The sequence below is a fragment of the Mycobacterium sp. D16R24 genome (assembly GCF_002013385.1).
In the GTDB taxonomy this organism is placed as follows: domain Bacteria; phylum Actinomycetota; class Actinomycetes; order Mycobacteriales; family Mycobacteriaceae; genus Mycobacterium.
In genome coordinates, this window is the sequence record NZ_MAEV01000004.1 from 97,111 (window position 1) to 122,086 (window position 24,976).

The window sequence follows — 24,976 nt, forward strand, 5'->3', positions numbered from 1 at the left end:
TATCTCTTGACGGGCGGCGCGTGACGAGTCACTCTGTTTGGCAGCACGGACGTTTGCGAATGCAGTGAGGCCGCCAGCCAGCACTGATCCGCAGATTTGACCGGGCAGTTGAAGGCTGCGCGATAGTACGCTATTGTTAGACGTTGCGCTGGCTGCCTCCTGCCCACCTTCCCTCGCCACGACGGTGTTGGTTCATGTTGTGATCGATCGGGTGTGTGTTTGGTCGTTGCTTGCGCAAAACAACGCAGATGCGCGGCAACACTGGAGGACCGATCTTGGCAGTCTCTCGCCAGACTAAGACCGATAACGCAACTACTAACTCCGTACCTGGGGCGCCTAGCCGACTGTCCTTCGCCAAGCTGCGTGAACCGCTTGCGGTTCCCGGCCTGCTCGATGTGCAGACGGATTCTTTTGAATGGCTGGTTGGCTCACCCCGATGGCGTGAGGTTGCGACTGCTCGCGGTGAGGTGAACCCGACCGGCGGCCTTGAGGAGATCCTCACGGAGCTCTCGCCGATCGAGGACTTCTCGGGCTCGATGTCGCTGTCATTCAGCGACCCGCGCTTCGACGAGGTCAAGGCACCCGTCGACGAGTGCAAAGACAAGGACATGACGTACGCGGCTCCGCTGTTCGTCACGGCCGAGTTCATCAACAACAACACCGGCGAGATCAAGAGCCAGACGGTCTTCATGGGTGACTTCCCGATGATGACCGACATGGGCACTTTCATCATCAACGGCACCGAGCGTGTGGTCGTGTCGCAGCTGGTCCGTTCGCCCGGTGTCTACTTCGACGAGAACATCGACAAGTCGACCGAGAAGACCCTGCACAGCGTCAAGGTCATCCCCGGCCGCGGTGCGTGGCTCGAGTTCGATGTCGACAAGCGCGACACCGTGGGTGTGCGCATCGATCGCAAGCGCCGTCAGCCGGTCACCGTGCTCCTGAAGGCGCTCGGCTGGACCAACGAGCAGATCGTCGAGCGCTTCGGGTTCTCCGAAATCATGATGGGGACCCTGGAGAAGGACAACATCGCCGGTCCCGACGAGGCGCTGCTGGACATCTACCGCAAGCTGCGTCCGGGCGAGCCGCCGACCAAGGAGTCCGCGCAGGCTCTGCTGGAGAACCTGTTCTTCAAGGAGAAGCGCTACGACCTGGCCCGCGTGGGCCGGTACAAGGTGAACAAGAAGCTGGGCCTGGGTGGCGCCAACCCGGCTCTGGTGACTGCCACCACGCTCACCGAGGAAGACGTCGTCGCCACCATCGAGTACCTGGTGCGTCTGCACGAGGGCCAGACCACGATGACCGCCCCCGGCGGTCTCGAGGTCCCCGTAGAGGTCGACGACATCGACCACTTCGGTAACCGTCGTCTGCGTACTGTCGGCGAGCTGATCCAGAACCAGATCCGGGTCGGCCTGTCCCGCATGGAGCGCGTCGTGCGTGAGCGCATGACCACTCAGGACGTCGAGGCGATCACCCCGCAGACCCTGATCAACATCCGTCCCGTCGTGGCGGCGATCAAGGAGTTCTTCGGAACCAGCCAGCTGTCGCAGTTCATGGACCAGAACAACCCGCTCTCGGGTCTGACCCACAAGCGTCGTCTGTCGGCGCTGGGCCCGGGTGGTCTGACCCGTGACCGCGCCGGCCTTGAGGTCCGCGATGTGCACCCCTCGCACTACGGCCGCATGTGCCCGATCGAGACCCCGGAAGGCCCGAACATCGGCCTGATCGGCTCGCTGTCGGTGTACGCGCGGGTTAACCCGTTCGGCTTCATCGAGACGCCGTACCGCAAGGTGGTCGAGGGTGTCGTCACTGACGAGATCCGCTACCTGACCGCTGACGAAGAGGACCGCCACGTGGTGGCGCAGGCCAATTCGCCGACCGATGAGAAGGGCCGCTTCACCGAGGAGCGCGTCCTGGTGCGCCGTAAGGGTGGCGAGGTCGAGTTCGTGCCGTCGACCAACGTCGACTACATGGACGTCTCGCCGCGCCAGATGGTGTCGGTCGCGACCGCGATGATCCCGTTCCTGGAGCACGACGACGCCAACCGTGCACTGATGGGTGCCAACATGCAGCGCCAGGCGGTTCCGCTGGTGCGTAGCGAGGCCCCGCTGGTCGGTACTGGTATGGAGCTGCGCGCTGCCATCGACGCCGGCGACGTTGTCGTCGCGGAGAAGGCCGGTGTCATCGAAGAGGTGTCCGCCGACTACGTCACCGTGATGGCAGACGACGGCACCCGCCAGAGCTACCGGTTGCGCAAGTTCGCGCGATCGAACCACGGCACCTGCGCCAACCAGCGCCCGATTGTGGACGAAGGTCAGCGGGTCGAGATCGGTCAGGTCATCGCGGACGGTCCTTGCACCGAGAACGGCGAAATGGCCCTCGGTAAGAACCTGCTCGTGGCGATCATGCCGTGGGAAGGCCACAACTACGAGGACGCCATCATCCTGTCCAACCGTCTGGTTGAAGAGGACGTGCTCACCTCGATTCACATCGAAGAGCACGAAATCGATGCGCGTGATACCAAGCTGGGCGCCGAGGAGATCACCCGGGATATCCCGAACGTCTCCGATGAGGTGCTGGCAGACCTTGACGAGCGCGGCATCGTCCGCATCGGCGCCGAGGTCCGCGACGGCGACATCCTCGTCGGCAAGGTCACCCCGAAGGGCGAGACCGAGCTGACCCCCGAGGAGCGCCTGCTGCGTGCCATCTTCGGTGAGAAGGCCCGCGAGGTTCGCGACACTTCCCTGAAGGTGCCGCACGGTGAGTCCGGGAAGGTCATCGGCATCCGCGTCTTTTCGCGTGATGACGACGACGATCTGCCTGCCGGCGTGAACGAGCTCGTTCGCGTGTACGTCGCGCAGAAGCGCAAGATCTCCGACGGTGACAAGCTGGCCGGACGCCATGGCAACAAGGGCGTCATCGGCAAGATCCTGCCCGTCGAGGACATGCCGTTCCTGCCCGATGGCACTCCGGTCGACGTCATCCTGAACACGCACGGTGTGCCGCGTCGTATGAACATCGGCCAGATCTTGGAGACCCACCTGGGGTGGGTGGCCAAGACCGGCTGGGATATCCGGAAGGACGGCAACGCTGAGATTCCGGCGTGGGCGCAGAATCTCCCCGAGGATCTGCAGTCGGCCCCGGCCGACACCCGCACGGCTACCCCGGTGTTCGACGGTGCCCGCGAGGAGGAGCTGACCGGACTGCTGTCCTCGACGCTGCCCAACCGGGACGGCGAGGTCATGGTGGACGGTGACGGCAAGGCGCGGCTGTTCGACGGCCGTAGCGGCGAGCCGTTCCCGTACCCGGTGACCGTCGGCTACATGTACATCCTGAAGCTGCACCACTTGGTCGACGACAAGATTCACGCGCGTTCGACCGGCCCGTACTCGATGATCACCCAGCAGCCGCTCGGTGGTAAGGCGCAGTTCGGTGGTCAGCGATTCGGTGAGATGGAGTGCTGGGCCATGCAGGCCTACGGTGCGGCATACACGCTGCAGGAGCTGTTGACCATCAAGTCCGACGACACCGTCGGTCGTGTGAAGGTCTACGAGGCGATCGTCAAGGGCGAGAACATCCCCGAGCCGGGGATCCCGGAGTCGTTCAAGGTTCTGCTCAAGGAACTCCAGTCGCTGTGCCTGAACGTGGAGGTGCTCTCGAAGGAGGGCACCACCATCGAAATGCGCGACGGCGATGACGAGGACCTGGAGCGCGCTGCCGCGAACCTGGGAATCAACCTGTCCCGCAACGAATCTGCGTCCATTGAGGACTTTGCCTAACCGAATTCTATCCCGCAAGGGGAAAGGGAGTTTACGTGCTCGACGTCAACTTCTTCGATGAACTCCGTATCGGCCTCGCGTCGGCGGATGACATCCGTAACTGGTCCTTTGGCGAAGTCAAGAAGCCGGAGACCATCAACTACCGCACGCTCAAGCCCGAGAAGGACGGCCTGTTCTGCGAGAAGATCTTCGGACCTACTCGTGACTGGGAGTGCTACTGCGGCAAGTACAAGCGCGTGCGCTTCAAGGGCATCATCTGTGAGCGCTGCGGCGTCGAGGTAACTCGCGCCAAGGTGCGCCGTGAGCGGATGGGCCACATCGAACTGGCCGCACCGGTTACGCACATCTGGTACTTCAAGGGTGTTCCGTCACGTCTCGGATACCTGCTCGACCTGGCGCCGAAGGATCTGGAAAAGATCATCTACTTCGCCGCCTATGTCATCACCGCGGTCGACGACGAGCTGCGCCACAACGAGCTCTCGACACTCGAGGCCGAGATGGAGGTCGAGAAGAAGGCCGTCGCAGATCAGCGCGATGCCGACCTGGAGGCCCGCGCCCAGAAGCTCGAAGCCGACCTGGCCGAGCTCGAGGCCGAGGGTGCCAAGTCCGACGTGCGCCGCAAGGTGCGCGACGGTGGCGAGCGCGAGATGCGTCAGCTGCGCGATCGGTCCCAGCGTGAGCTGGACCGGCTCGACGAGATCTGGACCACCTTCACCAAGCTCTCCGTCCAGCAGCTGATCGTCGACGAGCTGCTCTACCGCGAGCTCGTGGACCGTTACGGCGAGTACTTCACCGGTGCCATGGGTGCCGAGGCCGTGCAGAAGCTCATCCAGAACTTCGATCTCGATGCCGAGGCTGAGAACCTGCGCGAGACCATCCGCAGTGGCAAGGGGCAGAAGAAGCTTCGTGCACTCAAGCGCCTGAAGGTGGTGGCGGCGTTCCAGAACTCCACCAACAGCCCCGGTGGCATGGTGCTCGACGCGGTGCCGGTGATCCCACCGGAGCTGCGTCCGATGGTTCAGCTCGACGGTGGCCGCTTCGCGACCTCCGACCTGAACGACCTGTATCGCCGCGTCATCAACCGCAACAACCGACTCAAGCGACTGATCGATCTGGGCGCGCCCGAGATCATCGTCAACAACGAGAAGCGGATGCTGCAGGAGTCCGTGGACGCGCTGTTCGACAACGGTCGTCGTGGACGTCCGGTGACCGGACCGGGTAACCGTCCGCTGAAGTCGCTGTCGGATCTGCTCAAGGGCAAGCAGGGCCGGTTCCGTCAGAACCTGCTCGGCAAGCGCGTCGACTACTCGGGCCGTTCGGTCATCGTGGTCGGCCCGCAGCTCAAGCTGCACCAGTGCGGTCTGCCTAAGCTGATGGCCCTCGAGCTGTTCAAGCCGTTCGTGATGAAGCGCCTGGTCGACCTGAACCACGCGCAGAACATCAAGAGCGCCAAGCGCATGGTGGAGCGTCAGCGCGCCCAGGTGTGGGACGTCCTCGAAGAGGTCATCGCCGAGCATCCGGTGCTGCTGAACCGTGCACCAACGCTGCACCGCCTGGGTATCCAGGCCTTCGAGCCGCAGCTGGTGGAAGGCAAGGCAATTCAGCTGCACCCGCTGGTGTGTGAGGCGTTCAACGCCGACTTCGACGGTGACCAGATGGCCGTGCACCTTCCGCTGTCCGCGGAGGCGCAGGCCGAGGCGCGCATCCTGATGCTGTCCTCGAACAACATCCTGTCGCCCGCGTCGGGCCGCCCGCTGGCCATGCCGCGTCTGGACATGGTGACCGGTCTGTACTTCCTGACCACCGAGGTCCCCGGCGATACCGGTGCACACACTCCGGCCGCGAAGGACCAGCCGGAGACCGGTGTGTACAGCTCGCCCGCCGAGGCCATCATGGCCCTCGACCGTGGCGCGCTGAGCGTCCGTGCACCCATCCGAGTGCGGCTGACGCAGCAGCGTCCGCCGGCCGAGGTTGAGGCCGAGCTGTTCGAAAACGGTTGGCGGCCAGGCGATGCCTGGGTTGCCGAGACCACCCTGGGCCGCGTGCTGTTCAACGAGCTGCTGCCCCACGGGTACCCGTTCGTGAACAAGCAGATGCACAAGAAGGTGCAGTCGGCGATCATCAACGACCTCGCTGAGCGGTTCCCGATGATCGTGGTCGCGCAGACCGTCGACAAGCTCAAGGATGCCGGTTTCCACTGGGCCACGCGCTCGGGTGTCACGGTGTCGATGGCCGACGTGCTGGTGCCGCCGCAGAAGGCGGAGATCCTGGACCGCTACGAGAAGGAAGCGGAGCGGATCGAAAAGCAGTACCAGCGTGGTGCTTTGAACCACCAGGAGCGTCGCGACGCACTGGTCAAGATCTGGCAGGAAGCCACCGACGAGGTCGGTAAGGCGCTGGAGGAGCACTACCCGGCCGACAACCCGATTACCTTGCTGCCCAAGTCCGGTGCGACCGGCAACATGACCCAGGTGCGAAACCTGGCGGGCATGAAGGGTCTGGTGACAAACCCGAAGGGTGAGTACATCCCGCGTCCGATCAAGTCCTCGTTCCGCGAGGGCCTGACCGTTCTGGAGTACTTCATCAACACGCACGGCGCCCGTAAGGGCCTGGCGGACACCGCGCTTCGCACCGCCGACTCGGGTTACCTGACCCGTCGTCTGGTGGACGTCTCGCAGGACGTCATCGTCCGCGAGCACGACTGCGGTACCGAGCGTGGCATCAACGTGACCATCGCCGAGAAGCTGGACGATGGCACGCTGATCCGCGACGCGCACATCGAAACCTCCGCCTACGCACGGACTCTCGCCGCCGACGCGGTGGATGCCGAGGGCAACGTGCTGGTGGAGCGTGGACACGATCTGGGCGATCCGGCGATCGAGAAGCTTCTCGCCGCGGGTGTCACCCAGGTCAAGGTCCGGTCGGTGCTTACCTGCACCACCGGTACCGGAGTCTGCGCGATGTGCTATGGCCGTTCGATGGCGACCGGCAAGCTCGTCGACATCGGTGAGGCGGCGGGCATCGTGGCCGCACAGTCGATCGGTGAGCCCGGTACCCAGCTGACCATGCGTACCTTCCACCAGGGTGGCGTCGGTGACGACATCACCGGCGGTCTGCCGCGTGTCACCGAGCTGTTCGAAGCGCGAGTTCCCAAGGGCAAGGCGCCTATTGCCGATGTCACCGGACGGGTTCGCCTCGAAGAGGGCGAGCGCTTTTACAAGATCACCATCATCCCGGATGACGGTGGCGAGGAAGTTGTCTACGACAAGCTCTCCAAGCGTCAGCGCCTGCGCGTCTTCAAGCATGAAGACGGCTCCGAGCGTCCGCTGGCCGACGGCGACCACGTCGAGGTTGGGCAGCAGCTCATGGAGGGTGCGGCTGACCCGCACGAGGTGCTCCGTGTCATGGGCCCGCGTCAGGTGCAGGTGCACCTCGTCAACGAGGTGCAGGAGGTGTACCGCAGCCAGGGTGTGTCGATCCACGACAAGCACATCGAGGTCATCGTGCGCCAGATGCTGCGTCGCGTGACGATCATCGACTCGGGCGCAACGGAATTCCTGCCCGGATCGCTCACCGAGCGTGGCGAGTTCGAGACCGCGAACCGTCGCGTGGTGGCCGAAGGCAACGAGCCTGCGGCCGGCCGTCCGGTGCTGATGGGTATCACCAAGGCATCGCTGGCGACTGACTCGTGGCTGTCGGCGGCGTCCTTCCAGGAGACCACTCGCGTGCTGACCGATGCGGCCATCAACTGCCGCAGCGACAGACTGAATGGTCTGAAGGAGAACGTCATCATCGGTAAGTTGATCCCGGCTGGTACCGGTATCAACCGCTACCGCAACATCTCGGTGCAACCGACCGAAGAGGCCCGGGCCGCCGCGTACACGATTCCGTCGTACGAGGATGCCTACTACAGCCCCGACTTCGGTTCTAACACCGGTGCTGCGGTGCCGCTGGACGACTACGGATACAGCGACTACCGCTAAGTCGTAAGCACGAGAAAGGCCCCCGGGTTACACCCCGGGGGCCTTTCCATTTCGCCGCGCAGCGGTCCACGCGCGCCGGAATGCACTCCCGGACACGACGACGAGAACCACGGGTGCGATGAGCCATTCGAGGAACGCGTCGATCGCGATGATCGGCCCGGTTACCGGGCACTGATGTCGGAACTGCGCGTAGAAGAAGCCCTGCACTGCGGTGAGCGCCGCCAGGCTGATCCAAAAGAGCGCCCAGGACTGACTGACGGCGAGGCCCGGGCCGTTGGAATTGCACATGCCGAACGTGGTGATGCCCATCAGGACAGCCACAATGGTTGCGGTGCCGTACACGATCCACCAGCGACAAATGTCCAGGCCGAGTTGTCCGGCGACGATCATGAACGGAAACACCACGGCGAGTATCGGCAATGTCACGCGTCCGATGAACTGTTGGTTGAGCATGCCAGAAGCCTATGCACGTAAGTGAAGTCGGTTCAGCGCACAAATACCTAGCTAGGCCACGCAATTCCACGCGCGTTGTGGACGGTGTGTCCGGGTTTCCCGTGCAATAAGTGTCCACTCACGCAATGATGTTCGGATGACCGTTGCCAATTCCGAGTCCGAGACGCCCGACGCCGGATATTCACGTGGGCTCTCGGCCCGCACGGTGCAGATGATCGCGATCGGCGGTGCCATCGGCACTGGCCTCTTCTATGGCGCCGGTGGTGCGATCGAGAAGGCCGGTCCGGCGCTCATTTTGGCCTACCTGGTTGCGGGTCTGGCCATCTTCGTGATCATGCGGGCACTCGGTGAACTGCTGGTCTATCGGCCGGTCTCGGGCAGCATTTCCGAGTATGCCGAGGAATTCATGGGGCGTTTCGCCGGATTCGCTAACGGCTGGACCTACTGGGCGGTGTGGGCCACCACGTGTATGGCGGAGATCACCGTCGCCGGCGTGTACATCCAACGGTGGTGGCCTGGTGTCCCGCAGTGGGTCACTGCCTTGGCCGTCCTTCTCATCCTGTTCGGGGCCAACCTGATTTCGGTGAAGATTTTTGGCGAGGCGGAGTTCTGGTTCTCGATGATCAAGGTGACGGCGATCGTCGGGATGATCATCATCGGTATCGGTGTACTGCTTCCTATTTCGGGACTCGGGCCGGAATCGGGCCCCACCGTCGCCAATCTCTGGAACGACGGCGGGTTCTTCCCGACGGGATTCAGTCAGGCCCTGCTGAGCCTGCAGATCGTGGTGTTCGCCTATGTCGGCGTTGAGCTCGTCGGTGTCACGGCAGGGGAGGCCGAGAACCCGAAAGTAACCCTGCGTAAGGCGATTAATACGCTGCCGTTCCGCATCGGGTTGTTCTACGTGGGTGCGCTGATCGTCATTCTGTCGATCCAGGGCTGGCAGAACTATCACAAAGGCGAGAGTCCCTTCGTCGCGGTGTTCGAGTACCTCGACATTCCGCAGGCGGCGAACATCGTGAACTTCATCTTGCTGACGGCTGCACTTTCCTCCTGCAACTCGGGCATCTATTCGACCGGCAGGATGGTGCGCAGCCTGGCGCAGCGCGGCGATGCCCCCGCGGGTCTGCAGTCGTTGAGCTCACGCCACGTCCCGATGTTGGCCATCTGCTTCTCGGCACTGGCCATGGGTATCGGCGTGTTCGTCAACTGGCTGTCGCCGGACAAGGCATTCGCCTACATCACGTCGGTATCCACCATTGGCATCATTTTTGTGTGGGGTTCAATCCTGGTGTCCCACTTGATTTACCGGAAGCGGGTCGCCGCCGGGGAACTACCCGCCTCGGATTACAAGCTTCCCGGGGCTCCGGTGACAAATCTGTTGGCGCTGGCCTTCCTGGCGCTCGTGGTGGTGCTTCTGTTCTTCACGGAAGACGGCCGTACCGCGATCTTCGTGGGCCTGGTCTGGTTCGTGATTGTGGTGCTTGGTTACTTTGTGCACCATGACGAACCCGCACGGCACGAAAAGCAAGACGCCTAAGTGCGGTCGGTATCGAGCCTGACCTCCACGGCCACTCGGTCACCGGGGCCCTTGCCCAACTGTTCCTGAATGTCCTTGCGCACCCCGAGCAGGTGCGTGCCGCCGTACGGAGCCAAGGATCCCGTGTACGTCACCGAGCCGTCGAACACGGCTAGCACCGGTACGCGGGCCTTTACTCCGAAGGTGTCGGTCACGGGAAACGGGAACTCGACGAATGCACCGGGGCCCTCGGGCTTCTCAATGGTCGCCTCGAAGGTGATGGTGCCGGGGTCGCGGTACTCCACCATTACGCTCAGGAGCGGACGAGGTCGTCGATCTGGTTGATCGCAGACGACGCGCCCTCGATGACGCCCATGTCCAGCACCTTCTGCAGCGCCTCGGCAGTCTTAAATGTGCTGACGTAGGTTGCCAGGGTGCGGCCGTCCTTCTCGATGAATGTATACAGGTTTTCCGAGACCGGCATGTCGTCCACCGGATTCAGGTCTTCATCGGAGAAGCCGTCCCTGAATGCGAAACTGTTCGGTTCGTCGATCGCCGTGATCTCCCACCAGCCCGCGTACCGTTCACCCGCTGGCCCCGTCATGTAGTAGTTCACTCGGCCACCCGGCGTGAAGTTGTGATCGACAAACGTTGCCGGGCAACTCGGTGGGCCCCATACCTTTTCGAGCTGGCGCGGGTCGGTGTAGATCTGCCAGATCCGGCTGAGCGGCGCCTCGAACTCGGCCTCAATGCTGATGGTTCGGGTGTCGATATCGTGAGTAACGTTAGTGACGGGCATGATTCAGTCCTTTCTCGGTGGTTTGAGCGTCGGTGGTTCGAGTGCGATGAGTTCATCGATGCGGGCGATCCTGCCGCGCCAGAACTGCTCCAGCTCGGTGAGCATGGCGCCGACCGAGCGAACCCCGTCCACGTCGCCGCTGGCCAACTGCTGACGACCGCTGCGCCGTTTTGTCAGCAGCCCGGCCTTTTCCAGCACGGCGACGTGCTTTTGCACTGCGGCGAAACTCATGTCGTAGTTCTCCGCAAGCGCTGAGACCGAGTGCTCACCGGCCAGCACTCGCCGCAAGATGTCGCGTCGGGTGCGGTCGGAGAGCGCATGGAACATGGCGTCGGCCCTGTCCTCATCCGCGGCGGTCACGAATCCCAATGTACAACCATTTGGTTTTATGTCAACATCGTGCGATCTGTGCGACGGCGAGGGCTGTCACCCGAATGGGCGAACCATGTCGTACCTACTGGTGGCGACGGTGTCGATATTGGTATGAGCACCAAAGGCTTTGACGCTATCCAGCATGGCCATCGCGCGTTGGCCCAGCTGCTGTTGATCCAGTGCGCCGTACCAGGCCAGCGGGTCGGTGAGGGCCGGCGAGGGAAACTGTTCGAGCACGATGGCCGAGATCGCGGGCGCGTCATCGGTAACGGCGCGGACTACGAGGTTCTGTTCGTAGCCGATGGTCGATTGCAGGTCGAGCGCCTTCTGAGTGTGCACATCCTGCCATTGCTGTCGCCACGCGTCGAACGGCATGTTGGCGGGCCTGCGTAACAGGGCGATGTTGGTGAAACCCATTGACCGCGAGCCGGGTTCATACTCAGGAGCGGGCAGCGGCACCGATTCTGTGACGAGATATCCGTGCACGTTGGCCGACGCCGCGGCCAGAATTGCCTCGATCTCCCGTATTGCCGGGCCGTATGACTGCTGAACCCACACGATGACGACTGCGGCCAATGGTGGGTCCAGGGTCACCAAGCGCAGGCTGGCGGCACGCACTGCGGCGTCATGCGCGCACAGGGTCAGGCCGTGCACGCCTGCCGTCTGGATCTTGTCGACGACGGCCGTGTGCAGCTGCTCGCACCAATCGTCGGTGGCGGCATCGGACGGTTGGCGCAGCACGAAGACGACCTTCTCCACGCTCTCTTTGTAGCGCAGGAGGGGCTCGCCGAAGTCCATGTGAACAGATCTTGTGCGGTTGTCGCAGAAATGTAACACTGAAAGCATGGCCGATACGCATGTCGTCACCAATCAGGTCCCTGCACTGCACGACTACAACGCGGCGAGCAGTCCTGTGCTGATGGAAGCCCTCATTCGTGAAGGCGGGCAGTGGGGCGTCGAGGAGGTTGTCCAGGTCGGCGCGCTCAATGGCACCGATCGCATGCAACGCGCGGGGGAGCTGGCGAACCGGAACCGCCCCGTGCTGCACACCCATGACCGTTGGGGGCATCGCGTCGACGAAATCGAGTTCGACCCGGCCTATCACGAGCTCATGCGCGAGGCGGTTGCTCACGGGCTGCACGGAGCGCCGTGGGCCGATGAGCGCCCGGGTGCTCATGTCGTCCGCGCCGCCAAGACCGGTGTGTGGACCGCCGATCCCGGCCACATGTGTCCCATCTCGATGACCTATGCGGTGGTGCCGGCGCTGCGTGCCAACCCCGAGTTGGCGGCGATCTACGAGCCGCTGCTGTCCAGTCGGGTGTATGACCCGGTGCTCGCGGTGCCCGCCACCAAGGCGGGGCTGACGGCGGGCATGTCGATGACGGAGAAGCAGGGCGGCTCGGATGTGCGTGCGGGCACGACCACCGCCACGCCGAATGCCGATGGCAGCTACACGCTGGTGGGGCACAAGTGGTTCACCTCGGCGCCGATGTGCGATGTGTTTCTGGTGCTCGCGCAGACGCCCGGAGGCCTGTCGTGCTTCTTCCTGCCGCGGGTACTACCGGACGGCACGCGTAACCGGATGCGGTTGCAGCGCTTGAAGGACAAGCTCGGTAATCATTCCAACGCATCCTCGGAGGTCGAGTATGACGAGGCCACGGCGTGGCTTGTCGGCGAGGAAGGAAGGGGCGTAAAGACCATCATCGAGATGGTGAACATGACGCGGCTGGACTGCACGCTCGGATCGGCCACCAGTATGCGCACGGGCGTGGCGCTGGCCATGCAGCATGTTCAGCACCGCAAGGCCTTCGGCGAGTACCTCATTGATCAGCCGCTCATGCGCAACGTCCTCGCTGACCTCGCGATCGAGGCGGAGGCCGCCACCATGGTCGCGATGCGGATGGCGGGTGCCACGGACCGTGCCACCCGTGGCGATGAAACCGAGTCGCTGCTGCGTCGTATCGGACTGGCAGCCAGCAAGTATTGGGTGTGCAAGCGCGCCACCCCGCATGCCGGCGAAGCCATGGAGTGTCTGGGCGGCAACGGGTACGTCGAGGATTCGGGCCTGCCACGTCTCTATCGCGAGGCACCGCTGATGGGAATCTGGGAGGGGTCCGGGAACGTCAGCGCCCTGGACACGTTGCGCGCCATGGCCACCAAGCCCGAATGCGTCGAGGTGCTGTTCAAGGAGCTTGCGCTGGCCCAGGGGCAGGACGAGCGTCTGGACCGCCATATCAACGGATTGCACACGCAGCTCAGTGATCTGGACTCCGTCACCTACCGTGCCCGCAAGGTCGCCGAGGACATCTGCCTGGCCCTTCAGGGGGCCCTGCTGGTGCGTCACGGTCATCCGGCGGTCGCGCAGGCATTCTTGGCCACGCGGTTGGCCGGCGACTGGGGTGGTGCATTCGGCACGCTCCCCACGGGGTTGGACCTGTCGCCGATTCTGGAGCGGGCGACCGTCAAGTCGGGTAGCTAGCAAGTGGACACCTTGAAGACGATGACCTATGAGGTCACCGATCGCATCGCGCGCATCACCTTCAACCGGCCCGAGCAAGGCAACGCGATCATCGCCGAGACCCCGTTGGAGCTGGCGGCTCTCGTCGAGCGTGCCGACCTCGACCCGCAGGTTCACGTCATCCTGGTGTCGGGCCGGGGAGATGGATTCTGCGGTGGCTTCGACCTGAGCGCCTACGCGGAGGCGAACGACGAAGGCTCGGCGCAGTATTCGGGTACCGCGCTGGACGGGCAGGTGCAGCTGCGCAACCACCTGCCTAACATCAACTGGGACCCCATGCTCGACTATCAGATGATGAGCCGGTTCACCCGAGGCTTCTCGTCGTTACTGCATGCCAACAAGCCAACCGTGGTGAAGGCGCACGGGTACTGCGTCGCCGGTGGCACCGACATCGCCCTGCATGCCGATCAGTTGATCGTTGCCGCTGATGCCAAGATCGGGTACCCGCCAACCCGGGTGTGGGGCGTACCGGCGACCGGACTGTGGGCGCACAAGCTCGGCGATCAGCGTGCGAAACGTCTTCTGCTCACGGGGGACTGCCTCTCGGGTAAGCAGGCCTACGAGTGGGGTCTGGCGGTCGAGGCGCCGGAGCCCGATGACCTGGACGAGCGCACCGAGCGGCTGGTGGCGCGGATCGCGGCGATGCCACTGAACCAGTTGATGATGGTCAAGCTCGCGTGCAACTCGGTGCTCATCAATCAAGGGATCGCCAACAGCGCCATGGTGGGAACCGTGTTCGACGGAATATCCCGTCATACCGCGGAGGCCCACACGTTCACGGCCGATGCCATCCAGAACGGCTATCGGCAGGCAGTCCGCCATCGCGATGAGCCCTTCGGTGATTTCGGCCGCAGGCCGACCGATCTGTAGCGATGGACAACCCGGTCGATCATCACCCGATGACCGCTCGCTCGGTAATCCTGAGCTTGCTGCTGGGCGCACACCCCGCCGAGCTGTCGGTGCGGGAAATCCGCGCGCTGACCATCTTGTTCGGAATCAGTGACACCACGGTGCGAGTGGCGCTCACCCGGATGGTCGCCGCGGGAGATCTTGCGAGAACCGAATCGGGATACCGGCTCGCCGAGCGTCTGCAGGCCCGTCAGCTTCGGCAGGACGAGGCCTGTGATCCGCACCGACGCTCCTGGGACGGCAATTGGACGCAGCTGGTGATCACCAGCGTGGGCCGCGACGCACGTGACCGCAATGACCTGCGAACTACCTTGCGGCAGAGGCGTTTCGGAGAACTACGCGAGGGTGTGTGGCTGCGTCCGGACAATCTGGAGATCGATCTTCCGCCGTCGGTCACCGACCACGTCTGGGTTCTGCACACCCGAACCGCAGACCCCGAAGCGCTGTCTGCCCAGCTGTGGGATCTGCCCGGGTGGTCGCTGTATGCGGCGGCCCTGCTGCGGTGGTGGGATCAGGCTGAGGCGATTCCTGCGCGATTTGTGCTGGCCGCCGCGATGGTGCGGCATCTGCTCGCCGACCCCGTGCTGCCGGACGAGTTGTTGCCCAAGGATTGGCCCGCCGACGAAATACGATCCAGATACCGGGAATTCAAGGATGAATTGGTGACGCTGCGCGACAACGCTGAGGTGGAGGAGGCTTCCCTGTGATCGAGCCCATGAGTGAGAACGCAGTTCGCGTCGAGAAGGCGGGGCCGGTGACGACGGTCATTCTCAACCGGCCCCACGCCCGCAATGCCGTCGACGGTCCGACCGCCGCGGCGCTACTCGCAGCATTCACCGAATTCGACGCGGACCCCGAGGCGTCCGTGGCGGTGCTCTGGGGTGACAACGGAACATTCTGTGCCGGAGCGGATCTCAAAGCAATGGGAACCGACCGCGGAAATGAACTGCACCCACACGGCCCCGGTCCGATGGGCCCGTCTCGGCTGCGGTTGTCTAAACCTGTGATCGCGGCGATCTCGGGGCACGCCGTGGCGGGCGGTATCGAGCTGGCGTTGTGGTGCGATCTTCGGGTGGTCGAGGAGGACGCCGTACTGGGTGTGTTCTGCCGGCGCTGGGGTGTGCCGCTCATCGACGGCGGGACGATCAGGCTGCCCCGGCTGATCGGACACTCGCGCGCCATGGACCTGATCCTCACCGGACGTCCCGTCGCGGCACCTGAGGCGCTGGACATCGGGCTCGCCAATCGAGTGGTCCCCCGCGGGCAGGCTCGTGCGGCGGCGGAGACGCTGGCCGCGGAGATCGCCGCATTCCCGCAACAATGCGTGCGGGCAGACCGCGATTCAGCCATCGCGCAGTGGGGGATGGCCGAGGAAGCGGCGTTGGACAACGAATTTGGCAGCATCGAGCGGGTTGCGGCCGAAGCACTCGAGGGTGCCGGCAGGTTCGCCGCGGGTGCCGGTCGCCACGGCGCTGGGATCTGACACGCCGCGTTCGGCGGCGCCGACACACTCGGACATGGGGGAGACCTGCGGGATACGGACGTACTGTGGACACCGTGAGTGTGCGGATTCTTCCGGTATCGGCCCTGGTGGTTGTCGCCGTGGTGCTGGCCGGATGCTCGCCCCGGTCCTCTTCCGGTGGTGACGACGACGGTGCCGGATCGCCCGACGTGCAGGTGACCACGGTGCCCGAGGTGAACAACGGGCCCGGTAAGGGTTTCACACTTGGCGACTGCGGCGGCATGACTGACGCGGAAGTCACTGCGGCGGTGGGCAACCCGGCACTCAAACGCGACGTGGACAGCCTGCTGGGTTGTCGGTGGTCCACGGGTCCCGGAAGCGGGGACACGTCCCTGTCGCTGTACTGGTACCGGGGCAGCTCGGCGCAGAAAGAGGCGTCAGTCGCGCGAAACCTCGGCCATACGGTGGAGACGGTGACCACCAAGTCCTATCCGGGTTACCGCGTGAGCAATGTTGGGCTGTGTGAACTGTCCGCGGGATCAGGGCCGGACTTCCTACATTGGTCTTTGCAATCGGGGAACGTCAAGAACGACCCGTGCAAGGCCGTCGAGACCTTGATGGACTCGCTGCTGAGCAAGGTGGGCAAGTAATGAAAAGGACTGTCGGCGCGCTTGCCGCCGCGGCGTTACTGCTCGCAGGGCCGACCGGGTGTGCGCGCACCGTTGACGGTGCCGCTGTCGCCCCGGGCGAGACGCTGAACTCCAGCGAGCGGAATGAGAACGACAAACTGGACCCGTACGGGTTCGCCAACGGCCAATGCGGTCCGCTCGATGAGAAGACGATTGTCGAAACCGTCAAGGCCGCCCAGATCTACCAGAATTTCTTTGGGGCACTGTGTTATTGGGTTGCCGCCGATGACGCTGGAAGCCTCATCGACCTTCTGTACGCGTACTACGAGGCTGGCGATGTCGACCGCGATCGCAAGTCTGCCGACGGGATGGGACAGAAGACTGCCGACATTACGATCAACGGCCGCAAGGGATTCACCAGTACCGGCACCGGTGGCTCGGGATGTGGAGTGACCGTTCCGGCGGGATCCGGTTCCTTGACCTGGTGGGTTCAGTACCGCAAGGGCGGCGATAGCTGCGCCGCGGCCCGTCAGCTGGTCGAACACATTGTGCAGACGGTGCTCTGAGCGGGCTATTGAGAAGGGCTACGAAGCCTTCTCGATCGTGTTGTTGCTTCCGTAGTTGTTGACCTTGGGCGCGCCCGCCTTATAGGTCAGTTTGTTGCCGTAGCCGGTGACCGTCACCTCGGTCTTCAGCTCGTCGAACGCAATGGTGTTCGAGAAGCCCGAGACGGTGACCGTGTCGCAGGCCCCGGTGATGGTGAGCTTGTTGTTGGCGCCCGTGATGTTCAGGCGCTTGCCCTCTTGGCATGCGGCGGTCGTGGTCTGGCCGAAGTACCCGATCACGGTCTCGTCCCCGATGTCGACCTTGGCGGAGGTCGGCGTGGAGGGGCTGGAGGAGGCCGAGGCGGATGGGGGAGTCCAGGTGCCGGGTGTCGGATTGCTCGAACCCGGCTTGATGGCGCCGCAGCCCGCGAGTCCGAGAGCGGTCACGACGAGGGCAAAGACTGCCGCGGGGAGGGCATTGTGGCGGGACATGGAGTCGATTATCCCGAGATTTGCGTGTCGGGTGGGGGGATCAGCCAGGGACTCGGTCGATGAAGTTCATCATGCCCAGCTCGCGTCCACGATCGATGACCGCAGGCTCGCCGGACTTGTAGAGCACCTTCTGGTTGAAGCCGTACACGGTGATGTCGTTGACCACGTTGTCGGCGATGATCGTGTTGGACGACCCCTGTACCGAGATCGCGTAGCAGCTGCCGAGAGCGGTGATGACGTTCTGCGATCCGTTCACAAAGACAGTGGAGTCGCCGCAATCGATAGTGGTGACGAGCCCGTACTGGGTGATGTGTGTGTCGCCGTTCTTGGCCAGGCGAATGTTGTCGGCGAGGCGCGAATGGCCCTCGGGTGAGCCCATCAATGTGACGATGCCGCCGGTTACCAGGACGGCGACCAGCAGGCGCCGCCCAGTGGAAACTAGAACGTGTGTCATTTCAGCGTCCCGATCACGTAATGAGAATAAGCCACGGCGCGCCACGACAGGCTCGGTAGGCTGACAAACACAAAGGTGACGGCGGGGAGAGATAGGGTCATAGCAGGCCATCTGCCTTGGAGGCCGCGCCAGATAGCACCGAACTAGAACGACTCACCCCGAAGGCGGCCAGACGTGACGACCGAGCCCGCAACCGCGCACCGCAGAAGTCCTGCGCGGGCGACACGGCTCAACCGCGACACTGTTGTCAACGCCGCGCTGTCTTTCCTCGACCGGGCCGGCTGGGATGCGCTGACCATCAACGCGTTGGCTGTCGAGCTGGGGACGAAGGGGCCGTCGCTCTACAACCATGTGGACAGCCTCGATGATCTGCGCCACGAGGTGCGCGATCGGGTGCTGGTCGAGATCGTCGGCATGCTGCACACCGTGAGTTCGGGCCGTACCAGCGAGGACGCAATCTTGGCCATGGCCGGTGCGTATCGCAGCTATGCGCACCACCATCCAGGCAGATACGCCGCCCTGACCCGCATGCCGTTCCTGGACGATGTGAACCGCCCGACGATCGACGCCCGTGAATTGGCCAAGCCCGCAACCGAGGCCATCGGCGTGTACGGGCTCGACGAGGACACCGCCTTTCACGCGGGCGTTGAGCTGTGGGCTGCGATGCACGGGTTCGTCATGCTGGAGATGACAGGCTTTATGGCGGGCATCGAGATGGATCCCGACATCGCATTTACGGAGATGGTGCACCGCTTTGCGTCGGGTCTGGCCGAGCGGCGATGAGCGCTCGGCGCGAAGAGCGGGCCGATCAGTCAGGCATGTTGCCCGCGCATTGGTGAGTTATCGATGACCTGCGCTTTGTCGCTGGTAGGCGAGTTTGTCTCACTGTGATCAGCCCTGGTATGGTAGGGCGCTGTGCCTGGCCAATGGCCACCGCTGGGGTACTCGGTGGGGGTCAGATAGGGCGCCAGGTCAATTCGCATGCCCAGAGGGTGAAGGAGTTTTTCTTCGCGTCCGCGGTATGTGCGACACGCCCGGCCTCGGGATACCGATACGGGCGAGAACTGCAGGACAACAGGGCCTTTTGACGGGCTCGCGACGCTAGAGCCCCACGTACGTAGTTAGAAGTAGCTAGAGAGAAACAGAAAGCCGGTACATGCCAACCATCAACCAGCTGGTCCGTAAGGGTCGCCGGGACAAGATCGCCAAGGTGAAGACTGCGGCCCTTAAGGGCAGTCCGCAGCGCCGTGGCGTCTGCACCCGCGTCTACACCACCACCCCGAAGAAGCCGAACTCGGCGCTGCGGAAGGTGGCCCGTGTGCGGCTGACCAGCGCGGTGGAGGTCACCGCCTACATCCCGGGTGAGGGTCACAACCTGCAGGAGCACTCGATGGTGCTCGTGCGCGGTGGTCGTGTGAAGGACCTCCCCGGTGTGCGCTACAAGATCATCCGCGGCTCGCTGGACACCCAGGGAGTCAAGAACCGCAAGCAGGCTCGCAGCCGCTACGGCGCCAAGAAGGAGAAGAGCTAATGCCACGCAAGGGACCCGCGCCGTCGCGCCCCCTGGTCAACGACCCGGTTTACAGCTCGCAGCTGGTGACCCAGCTGGTCAACAAGGTGCTGCTCGATGGCAAGAAGTCCATCGCCGAGCGCATCGTGTACGGCGCACTGGAGCAGGCGCGCGATAAGACTGGCACCGATCCGGTTGTCACCCTCAAGCGCGCCATGGACAACGTCAAGCCTGCCCTTGAGGTGCGCAGCCGCCGTGTCGGTGGCGCCACCTACCAGGTGCCGGTCGAGGTCCGCCCCGATCGCTCCACCACCCTGGCCCTGCGCTGGTTGGTGAGCTTCTCGCGGGCACGTCGCGAAAAGACCATGATTGAGCGTCTGGCGAACGAGATCCTGGATGCCAGCAATGGCCTGGGTGCCTCGGTGAAGCGTCGCGAGGATGTTCACAAGATGGCCGAGGCCAACCGGGCGTTCGCGCACTACCGCTGGTGATCTGACGGGCCTCACCGCACGGCGAGGCCCGCCCAGTTCGTCCATCCCCAATTCGAAGCGAAAGAGCGGAAACTTCTGTGGCACAGGAAGTGCTGACCGACCTGAACAAGGTCCGCAACTTCGGCATCATGGCCCACATCGATGCCGGCAAGACCACCACGACCGAGCGCATCCTCTTCTACACCGGTATCACGTACAAGATCGGTGAGGTCCACGACGGCGCAGCCACCATGGACTGGATGGAGCAGGAGCAGGAGCGCGGCATCACCATCACGTCCGCCGCGACGACCGCTTACTGGAAAGAAAACCAGCTCAACATCATCGACACCCCAGGACACGTCGACTTCACCGTCGAGGTGGAGCGCAACCTGCGTGTGCTCGACGGTGCGGTGGCCGTTTTCGATGGCAAAGAGGGCGTGGAGCCGCAGTCCGAGCAGGTGTGGCGTCAGGCCGACCGCTACGACGTGCCGCGTATCTGTTTCGTCAACAAGATGGACAAGCTGGGCGCCGACTTCTACTACACGGTGAAGACCATCGAGGATCGCCTCGGTGCGCGCGCGCTGCCCATTCAGCTGCCGATCGGTGCCGAGAACGACTTCGAGGGCATCATCGACCTGGTCGAGATGAACGCCAAGGTGTGGCGCGGCGAGACCAAGATGGGCGAGCAGTACGAGGTTGTCGAGATCCCCGCGGAGCTGGCCGACAAGGCAGCCGAGTACCGCGCGGCTCTGCTCGAAGCCGTCGCCGAAACCGATGAGGCGCTGCTGGAGAAGTATTTTGGTGGCGAAGAGCTGACCATTGACGAGATCAAGGGCGCGATTCGCAAGCTCGTCATCACGTCCGAGGCCTACCCGGTGCTGTGCGGTAGCGCGTTCAAGAACAAGGGCGTGCAGCCCATGCTTGACGCCGTCATCGACTACCTGCCGTCGCCGCTGGACGTGGGTGCCACCACCGGCCACGTGCCCGGCAAAGAGGACGAGCTCATCACGCGTGAGCCCAACACTGACGAGCCGTTTAGCGCGCTGGCGTTCAAGGTCGCGACCCACCCGTTCTTCGGCAAGCTGATCTATATCCGGGTGTACTCGGGCAAGGTCGATTCCGGCACCCAGGTGGTCAACTCCACCAAGGGCAAGAAGGAGCGTCTGGGCAAGCTGTTCCAGATGCACTCCAACAAGGAGAACCCGGTGGACTCGGCGAGTGCCGGCCACATCTACGCCGCGATCGGTCTCAAGGACACCACTACCGGTGACACCCTCTGCGACCCGAGCAACCAGATCGTGCTGGAGTCCATGACCTTCCCGGATCCGGTGATCCAGGTGGCCATCGAGCCCAAGACCAAGAGCGACCAGGAAAAGCTGGGCACCGCGATCCAGAAGCTCGCCGAGGAAGACCCGACCTTCAAGGTCAAGCAGGACGACGAGACCGGCCAGACCATCATCGGTGGCATGGGCGAGCTACACCTGGATATCCTGGTGGACCGCATGCGCCGCGAATTCAAGGTCGAGGCGAATGTCGGTAAGCCGCAGGTGGCCTACCGCGAGACCATCCGCCGTGCGGTGGAGAAGGTCGAGTTCACCCACAAGAAGCAGACGGGTGGCTCGGGCCAGTTCGCCAAGGTGATCATCTCCGTCGAACCGCTGGTGGATGCCGAGGACGGCGCCACCTACGAGTTCGCGAACAAGGTCACCGGTGGCCGTGTCCCGCGCGAGTACATCCCGTCGGTGGATGCCGGTGCCCAGGACGCCATGCAGTACGGCATCCTGGCCGGCTATCCGCTGGTGAACGTCAAGGTCACGCTGCTCGACGGCGCGTACCACGACGTCGACTCGTCGGAAATGGCCTTCAAGATCGCGGGCTCCCAGGCATTCAAAAAGGCTGCCGGGCAAGCACAGCCGGTCATCCTGGAGCCCATCATGGCTGTCGAGGTCACCACCCCCGAGGACTACATGGGTGACGTGATCGGCGACCTGAACTCCCGCCGTGGCCAGATCCAGGCTATGGAGGAGCGCAGCGGTGCACGTGTCGTCAAGGCACAGGTTCCGCTGTCGGAGATGTTCGGCTACGTCGGCGACCTTCGGTCGAAGACCCAGGGCCGGGCTAACTACTCCATGGTGTTCGACTCGTACGCCGAAGTTCCGGCGAACGTGTCGAAGGAGATCATCGCGAAGGCGACTGGGGAGTAGCGAAAGCTCACGACCCATTCGGACTTGCGCGAGTGAGTCCGCTAGGCAAATGAAAACCCTTGTCTCTGAGAAAGTCTCAGAGACAACAGAAAGTCCAGGAGGACACAACAGTGGCGAAGGCGAAGTTCGAGCGGACGAAGCCGCACGTCAACATCGGGACCATCGGTCACGTTGACCACGGCAAGACCACTCTCACTGCGGCAATCACCAAGGTGCTGCACGACAAGTACCCCACTCTGAACGAAGCATCTGCCTTCGACCAGATCGACAACGCTCCCGAAGAGAAGGCTCGTGGTATCACGATCAACATCTCTCACGTGGAGTACCAGACCGAGAAGCGTCACTACGCGCACGTCGACGCCCCCGGCCACGCTGACTACATCAAGAACATGATCACCGGTGCCGCCCAGATGGACGGTGCGATCCTGGTAGTCGCCGCGACCGACGGCCCGATGCCGCAGACGCGTGAGCACGTGCTGCTCGCCCGTCAGGTGGGTGTGCCCTACATCCTCGTCGCGCTGAACAAGTCCGACATGGTGGATGACGAGGAACTGCTCGAGCTCGTCGAGCTGGAGGTCCGGGAGCTGCTGAGCAGCCAGGACTTCGACGGTGACAACGCTCCCGTGGTTCGCGTCTCCGCGCTCAAGGCGCTCGAGGGCGACGCCGAGTGGGCCAAGACCGTTGGCGATCTGATGGACGCTGTTGACGAGTCGATCCCGGACCCGGTTCGCGAGACCGACAAGCCGTTCCTGATGCCCGTTGAGGACGTGTTCACCATCACCGGTCGTGGCACCGTGGTGACCGGTCGCGTCGAGCGTGGTGTGATCAACGTGAATGAGGACGTCGAGATCGTCGGCATCAAGGACACCGTCACCAAGACCACGGTCACCGGTGTCGAGATGTTCCGCAAGCTGCTCGATCAGGGCCAGGCCGGCGACAACGTTGGTCTGCTGGTCCGTGGTGTGAAGCGTGAGGACGTCGAGCGTGGCCAGGTTGTGGTCAAGCCCGGCACCACCACCCCGCACACCGAGTTCGACGGCAGCGTCTACATCCTGTCCAAGGACGAAGGCGGCCGCCACACGCCGTTCTTCAACAACTACCGCCCGCAGTTCTACTTCCGTACCACGGACGTGACCGGCGTGGTGACACTGCCCGAGGGCACCGAGATGGTGATGCCCGGTGACAACACCGACATCTCCGTCAAGCTGATCCAGCCGGTGGCCATGGACGAGGGTCTGCGTTTCGCGATCCGTGAAGGTGGCCGTACCGTCGGCGCCGGTCGCGTGACCAAGATCCACAAGTGATCTAAAGACGCCAAGAAAACGGCGCTCACCCTTCACGGGTGGGCGCCGTTTTCGTATCTCCTCCTCGCCGAGTGGGAATATGGCGAGGGTTTTGGTCCGATTTACCTCGTGAGATTCCCACTCGGGGGAACTGGTCAGCGGGCGAAGGCGTGCCCGGAGGTGTTGTTATCGTGCATCGTGTACGTCGACGCCACCTTGGCGCGTTTCTCGATCAACTCGGACAAGAGATTGTTCACCGCACTGGGATTGGGGTTGAAGGCATCCAGCCGGTGACGCACTAGGCCGATTCCGGGGAGCCGATCGAGAACCGCGGACGCGTTGGCATTGACCGTGGCTGCCCTGCTGAACAGCCAGCCCGAGAGACGATGGTTGATGCCGTCAAATGTTGTGCCCTCGAAGAATTCATCCATCGCCGCGGGACCCATCAGCATGGAGCCAGGTCCGGCGAGCACTTCAGCGAAGAGGCGCCGGACGGGTCCGGTACGTGCGCCGGACATGCCCGTGGCCAGTGCTTCGATCAGCTCGACGCGCCAGCGTGAGGCATCTCCGGAACGGGCCAGTAGGTAGTCGAGATTGCGCATGGCGTCGATGCCCGTGCGCGGCAGCAGGTCTTCGGTGACGCCGAACATCAGCGCCCAGCGCAGTAAGTAGTGCCACACATCGTCGATTTCCCTGAGTGTGCAAGATCTTCCGAGTCGATAGTCGACGAGGAGCGCCCCGAGCATGGCCTCGATGAACCCGCACATGGACGCGTTGGAGATGGGGGCACCGTATTGGGCGAAGTTGTCTTCGCCCCAGGCGCTCCGCAGACCCCGTCGGGCGAGCGAGTGCACCAATCGAACCCGCATGGTCAGCTTGATCTGATCGGAGCCGGGTACCAACCCGTCGCGGTCGAAGATCATGGAGAAGAACCGATTTGTCTCGGCCAGCCGTTGGGCGCTCTGATAGCGGAACCGGCCGGTGGCTCCGGTGGCAGCCGATACATCCGAGTTCATGACGGTGTCGAACACCGCGAAGGTCGCCATGACCGCGGTGGTAGCGGTGGTCACCTGGCGAGCCCGCAGCCGGCCTCGTTCCGCCTTGGCCGGGTCCCACCACTGCGGCACGCGGTAGGCGTCCGCGAACAATGCCCGCAGTGCCTCGGGAGGATCGTCCAGGCTGTCGATGCCGTGCTCGACGGCCTGTTCGAACAGTTCCCGGGCCTGTGCGGAGCCGAGCTCCTGGAACAGCTGCACCACGGCGTCCATCGGCTCGTCGCCCTGCCACATGTGATCGTCGAACAGGCGGGTCGCCGGTGTGGGGGTTACTTCGTCCTCGACATCGAACCAGGGGTCGAACAAGTAGTGCCGGCAGTGGCGCCAGATCCAGCCGAATTCGTTCTTACCCTCGGGAATTGGACGTAGATCCATTCCCGGGCGGAAGTAGTAGTCGTACGGGTGCGGATCGCCTGGCGGTGGTTTGTCGACCATAGTGAGGTTGGGCATCCGGGCGCCTCCTGAGATGTTGACGTCGACATCATTGACAACGTGCATTGTCAATACTAGGTCGCATGGCGAAGGCTTACAAGTGCTGAC

22 protein-coding genes are annotated in these 24,976 nt (G+C 63.5%); 14 read left to right on the plus strand and 8 right to left on the minus strand.

Going from position 1 to position 24,976, the window contains the following annotated elements:
• The first annotated feature begins 248 nt into the window (after window positions 1-248).
• Both B4383_RS02890 and B4383_RS02895 read left to right on the plus strand, forming a co-directional pair.
• The gene (locus B4383_RS02890) at window positions 249-3,779 is read left to right on the plus strand and encodes a DNA-directed RNA polymerase subunit beta (RefSeq protein ID WP_139360503.1); all 3,531 of its coding nucleotides are present in this window, start codon (window positions 249-251) and stop codon (window positions 3,777-3,779) included.
• Between the two features lie 35 nt (window positions 3,780-3,814).
• Entirely contained in the window at window positions 3,815-7,762 is a 3,948-nt protein-coding gene (locus B4383_RS02895) for a DNA-directed RNA polymerase subunit beta' (protein WP_078288482.1), read from the plus strand.
• Between the two features lie 27 nt (window positions 7,763-7,789).
• On the opposite strand, the gene B4383_RS02900 is transcribed toward B4383_RS02895, so the two are convergent.
• A complete protein-coding gene (locus tag B4383_RS02900; RefSeq protein WP_078288481.1) occupies window positions 7,790-8,215 on the minus strand; it encodes a hypothetical protein in 426 nt (141 codons plus the stop codon).
• A 136-nt stretch (window positions 8,216-8,351) separates the two neighbouring features.
• Here B4383_RS02900 and B4383_RS02905 point away from each other — a divergent pair, with 136 nt between their 5' ends.
• Entirely contained in the window at window positions 8,352-9,755 is a 1,404-nt protein-coding gene (locus B4383_RS02905; protein WP_078288479.1) for an amino acid permease, read from the plus strand.
• On the opposite strand, the gene B4383_RS02910 is transcribed toward B4383_RS02905, so the two are convergent.
• The 4 genes from B4383_RS02910 to B4383_RS02925 form a co-directional block, all read right to left on the minus strand.
• Window positions 9,752-10,042 carry a DUF1905 domain-containing protein gene (locus B4383_RS02910; RefSeq protein ID WP_078288478.1) on the minus strand — a complete coding sequence of 97 codons (291 nt, stop codon included), beginning with the start codon at window positions 10,040-10,042 and terminating at the stop codon, window positions 9,752-9,754. The two genes, B4383_RS02905 and B4383_RS02910, sit on opposite strands and share 4 nt — an antisense overlap.
• Window positions 10,043-10,047: 5 nt before the next feature.
• Window positions 10,048-10,533 (minus strand): SRPBCC domain-containing protein, encoded by a 486-nt coding sequence (locus B4383_RS02915; protein ID WP_078288476.1) that lies wholly within the window; start codon window positions 10,531-10,533, stop codon window positions 10,048-10,050.
• A gap of 3 nt (window positions 10,534-10,536) precedes the next feature.
• Window positions 10,537-10,893, minus strand: a complete 357-nt coding sequence (locus B4383_RS02920) for a metalloregulator ArsR/SmtB family transcription factor (RefSeq protein ID WP_078288474.1) — start codon at window positions 10,891-10,893, stop codon at window positions 10,537-10,539.
• A gap of 66 nt (window positions 10,894-10,959) precedes the next feature.
• Window positions 10,960-11,664 carry a hypothetical protein gene (locus B4383_RS02925; protein ID WP_078288762.1) on the minus strand — a complete coding sequence of 235 codons (705 nt, stop codon included), beginning with the start codon at window positions 11,662-11,664 and terminating at the stop codon, window positions 10,960-10,962.
• Window positions 11,665-11,749: 85 nt separating this feature from the next.
• On the opposite strand from B4383_RS02925, the gene B4383_RS02930 reads away from it, so the two are divergent.
• From B4383_RS02930 to B4383_RS02955, 6 genes are all read left to right on the plus strand, one after another.
• Window positions 11,750-13,384 (plus strand): acyl-CoA dehydrogenase family protein, encoded by a 1,635-nt coding sequence (locus B4383_RS02930; protein ID WP_078288471.1) that lies wholly within the window; start codon window positions 11,750-11,752, stop codon window positions 13,382-13,384.
• A gap of 21 nt (window positions 13,385-13,405) precedes the next feature.
• Window positions 13,406-14,293, plus strand: coding sequence for a crotonase/enoyl-CoA hydratase family protein (locus B4383_RS02935; protein WP_078288759.1), 888 nt, complete (start codon window positions 13,406-13,408; stop codon window positions 14,291-14,293).
• Between the two features lie 2 nt (window positions 14,294-14,295).
• Window positions 14,296-15,039, plus strand: a complete 744-nt coding sequence (locus B4383_RS02940) for a PaaX family transcriptional regulator C-terminal domain-containing protein (protein WP_078288468.1) — start codon at window positions 14,296-14,298, stop codon at window positions 15,037-15,039.
• An 8-nt stretch (window positions 15,040-15,047) separates the two neighbouring features.
• On the plus strand, window positions 15,048-15,815 hold the full coding sequence (locus B4383_RS02945) for a crotonase/enoyl-CoA hydratase family protein (protein WP_078288756.1): 768 nt from the start codon (window positions 15,048-15,050) through the stop codon (window positions 15,813-15,815).
• A 65-nt stretch (window positions 15,816-15,880) separates the two neighbouring features.
• Complete coding sequence (locus B4383_RS02950; protein WP_078288464.1) at window positions 15,881-16,444, plus strand: DUF3558 domain-containing protein; 564 nt, start codon at window positions 15,881-15,883, stop codon at window positions 16,442-16,444.
• On the plus strand, window positions 16,444-16,989 hold the full coding sequence (locus B4383_RS02955) for a DUF3558 domain-containing protein (RefSeq protein ID WP_078288459.1): 546 nt from the start codon (window positions 16,444-16,446) through the stop codon (window positions 16,987-16,989). Before B4383_RS02950 ends, B4383_RS02955 begins: the two co-directional genes overlap by 1 nt.
• 18 nt (window positions 16,990-17,007) lie before the next feature.
• Here B4383_RS02955 and B4383_RS02960 read toward each other — a convergent pair whose 3' ends face one another.
• Both B4383_RS02960 and B4383_RS02965 read right to left on the minus strand, forming a co-directional pair.
• A complete protein-coding gene (locus B4383_RS02960) occupies window positions 17,008-17,460 on the minus strand; it encodes a DUF3060 domain-containing protein (RefSeq protein WP_078288452.1) in 453 nt (150 codons plus the stop codon).
• Between the two features lie 40 nt (window positions 17,461-17,500).
• Window positions 17,501-17,881 (minus strand): DUF3060 domain-containing protein, encoded by a 381-nt coding sequence (locus B4383_RS02965; protein WP_078288754.1) that lies wholly within the window; start codon window positions 17,879-17,881, stop codon window positions 17,501-17,503.
• Window positions 17,882-18,088: 207 nt separating this feature from the next.
• Between B4383_RS02965 and B4383_RS02970 the strand changes: the two genes are divergently transcribed.
• The 5 genes from B4383_RS02970 to tuf all read left to right on the plus strand — a co-directional run bounded on the left by B4383_RS02970 (window position 18,089) and on the right by tuf (window position 23,402).
• The gene (locus B4383_RS02970) at window positions 18,089-18,697 is read left to right on the plus strand and encodes a TetR/AcrR family transcriptional regulator (protein WP_078288446.1); all 609 of its coding nucleotides are present in this window, start codon (window positions 18,089-18,091) and stop codon (window positions 18,695-18,697) included.
• 373 nt (window positions 18,698-19,070) lie between these two features.
• The gene (gene rpsL, locus B4383_RS02975; protein ID WP_003929602.1) at window positions 19,071-19,445 is read left to right on the plus strand and encodes a 30S ribosomal protein S12; all 375 of its coding nucleotides are present in this window, start codon (window positions 19,071-19,073) and stop codon (window positions 19,443-19,445) included.
• Window positions 19,445-19,915: a 30S ribosomal protein S7 gene (gene rpsG / locus B4383_RS02980; protein ID WP_070938491.1), complete on the plus strand. Its 471-nt coding sequence runs from the start codon at window positions 19,445-19,447 to the stop codon at window positions 19,913-19,915. Before rpsL ends, rpsG begins: the two co-directional genes overlap by 1 nt.
• A gap of 77 nt (window positions 19,916-19,992) precedes the next feature.
• Window positions 19,993-22,098: an elongation factor G gene (gene fusA / locus B4383_RS02985; RefSeq protein WP_078288441.1), complete on the plus strand. Its 2,106-nt coding sequence runs from the start codon at window positions 19,993-19,995 to the stop codon at window positions 22,096-22,098.
• Between the two features lie 110 nt (window positions 22,099-22,208).
• A complete protein-coding gene (gene tuf / locus B4383_RS02990; protein ID WP_078288431.1) occupies window positions 22,209-23,402 on the plus strand; it encodes an elongation factor Tu in 1,194 nt (397 codons plus the stop codon).
• 134 nt (window positions 23,403-23,536) lie between these two features.
• Here the strand turns inward: tuf and B4383_RS02995 are convergent, their stop codons facing one another.
• Window positions 23,537-24,886 (minus strand): oxygenase MpaB family protein, encoded by a 1,350-nt coding sequence (locus B4383_RS02995; RefSeq protein ID WP_078288752.1) that lies wholly within the window; start codon window positions 24,884-24,886, stop codon window positions 23,537-23,539.
• Window positions 24,887-24,976: the final 90 nt, after the last annotated feature.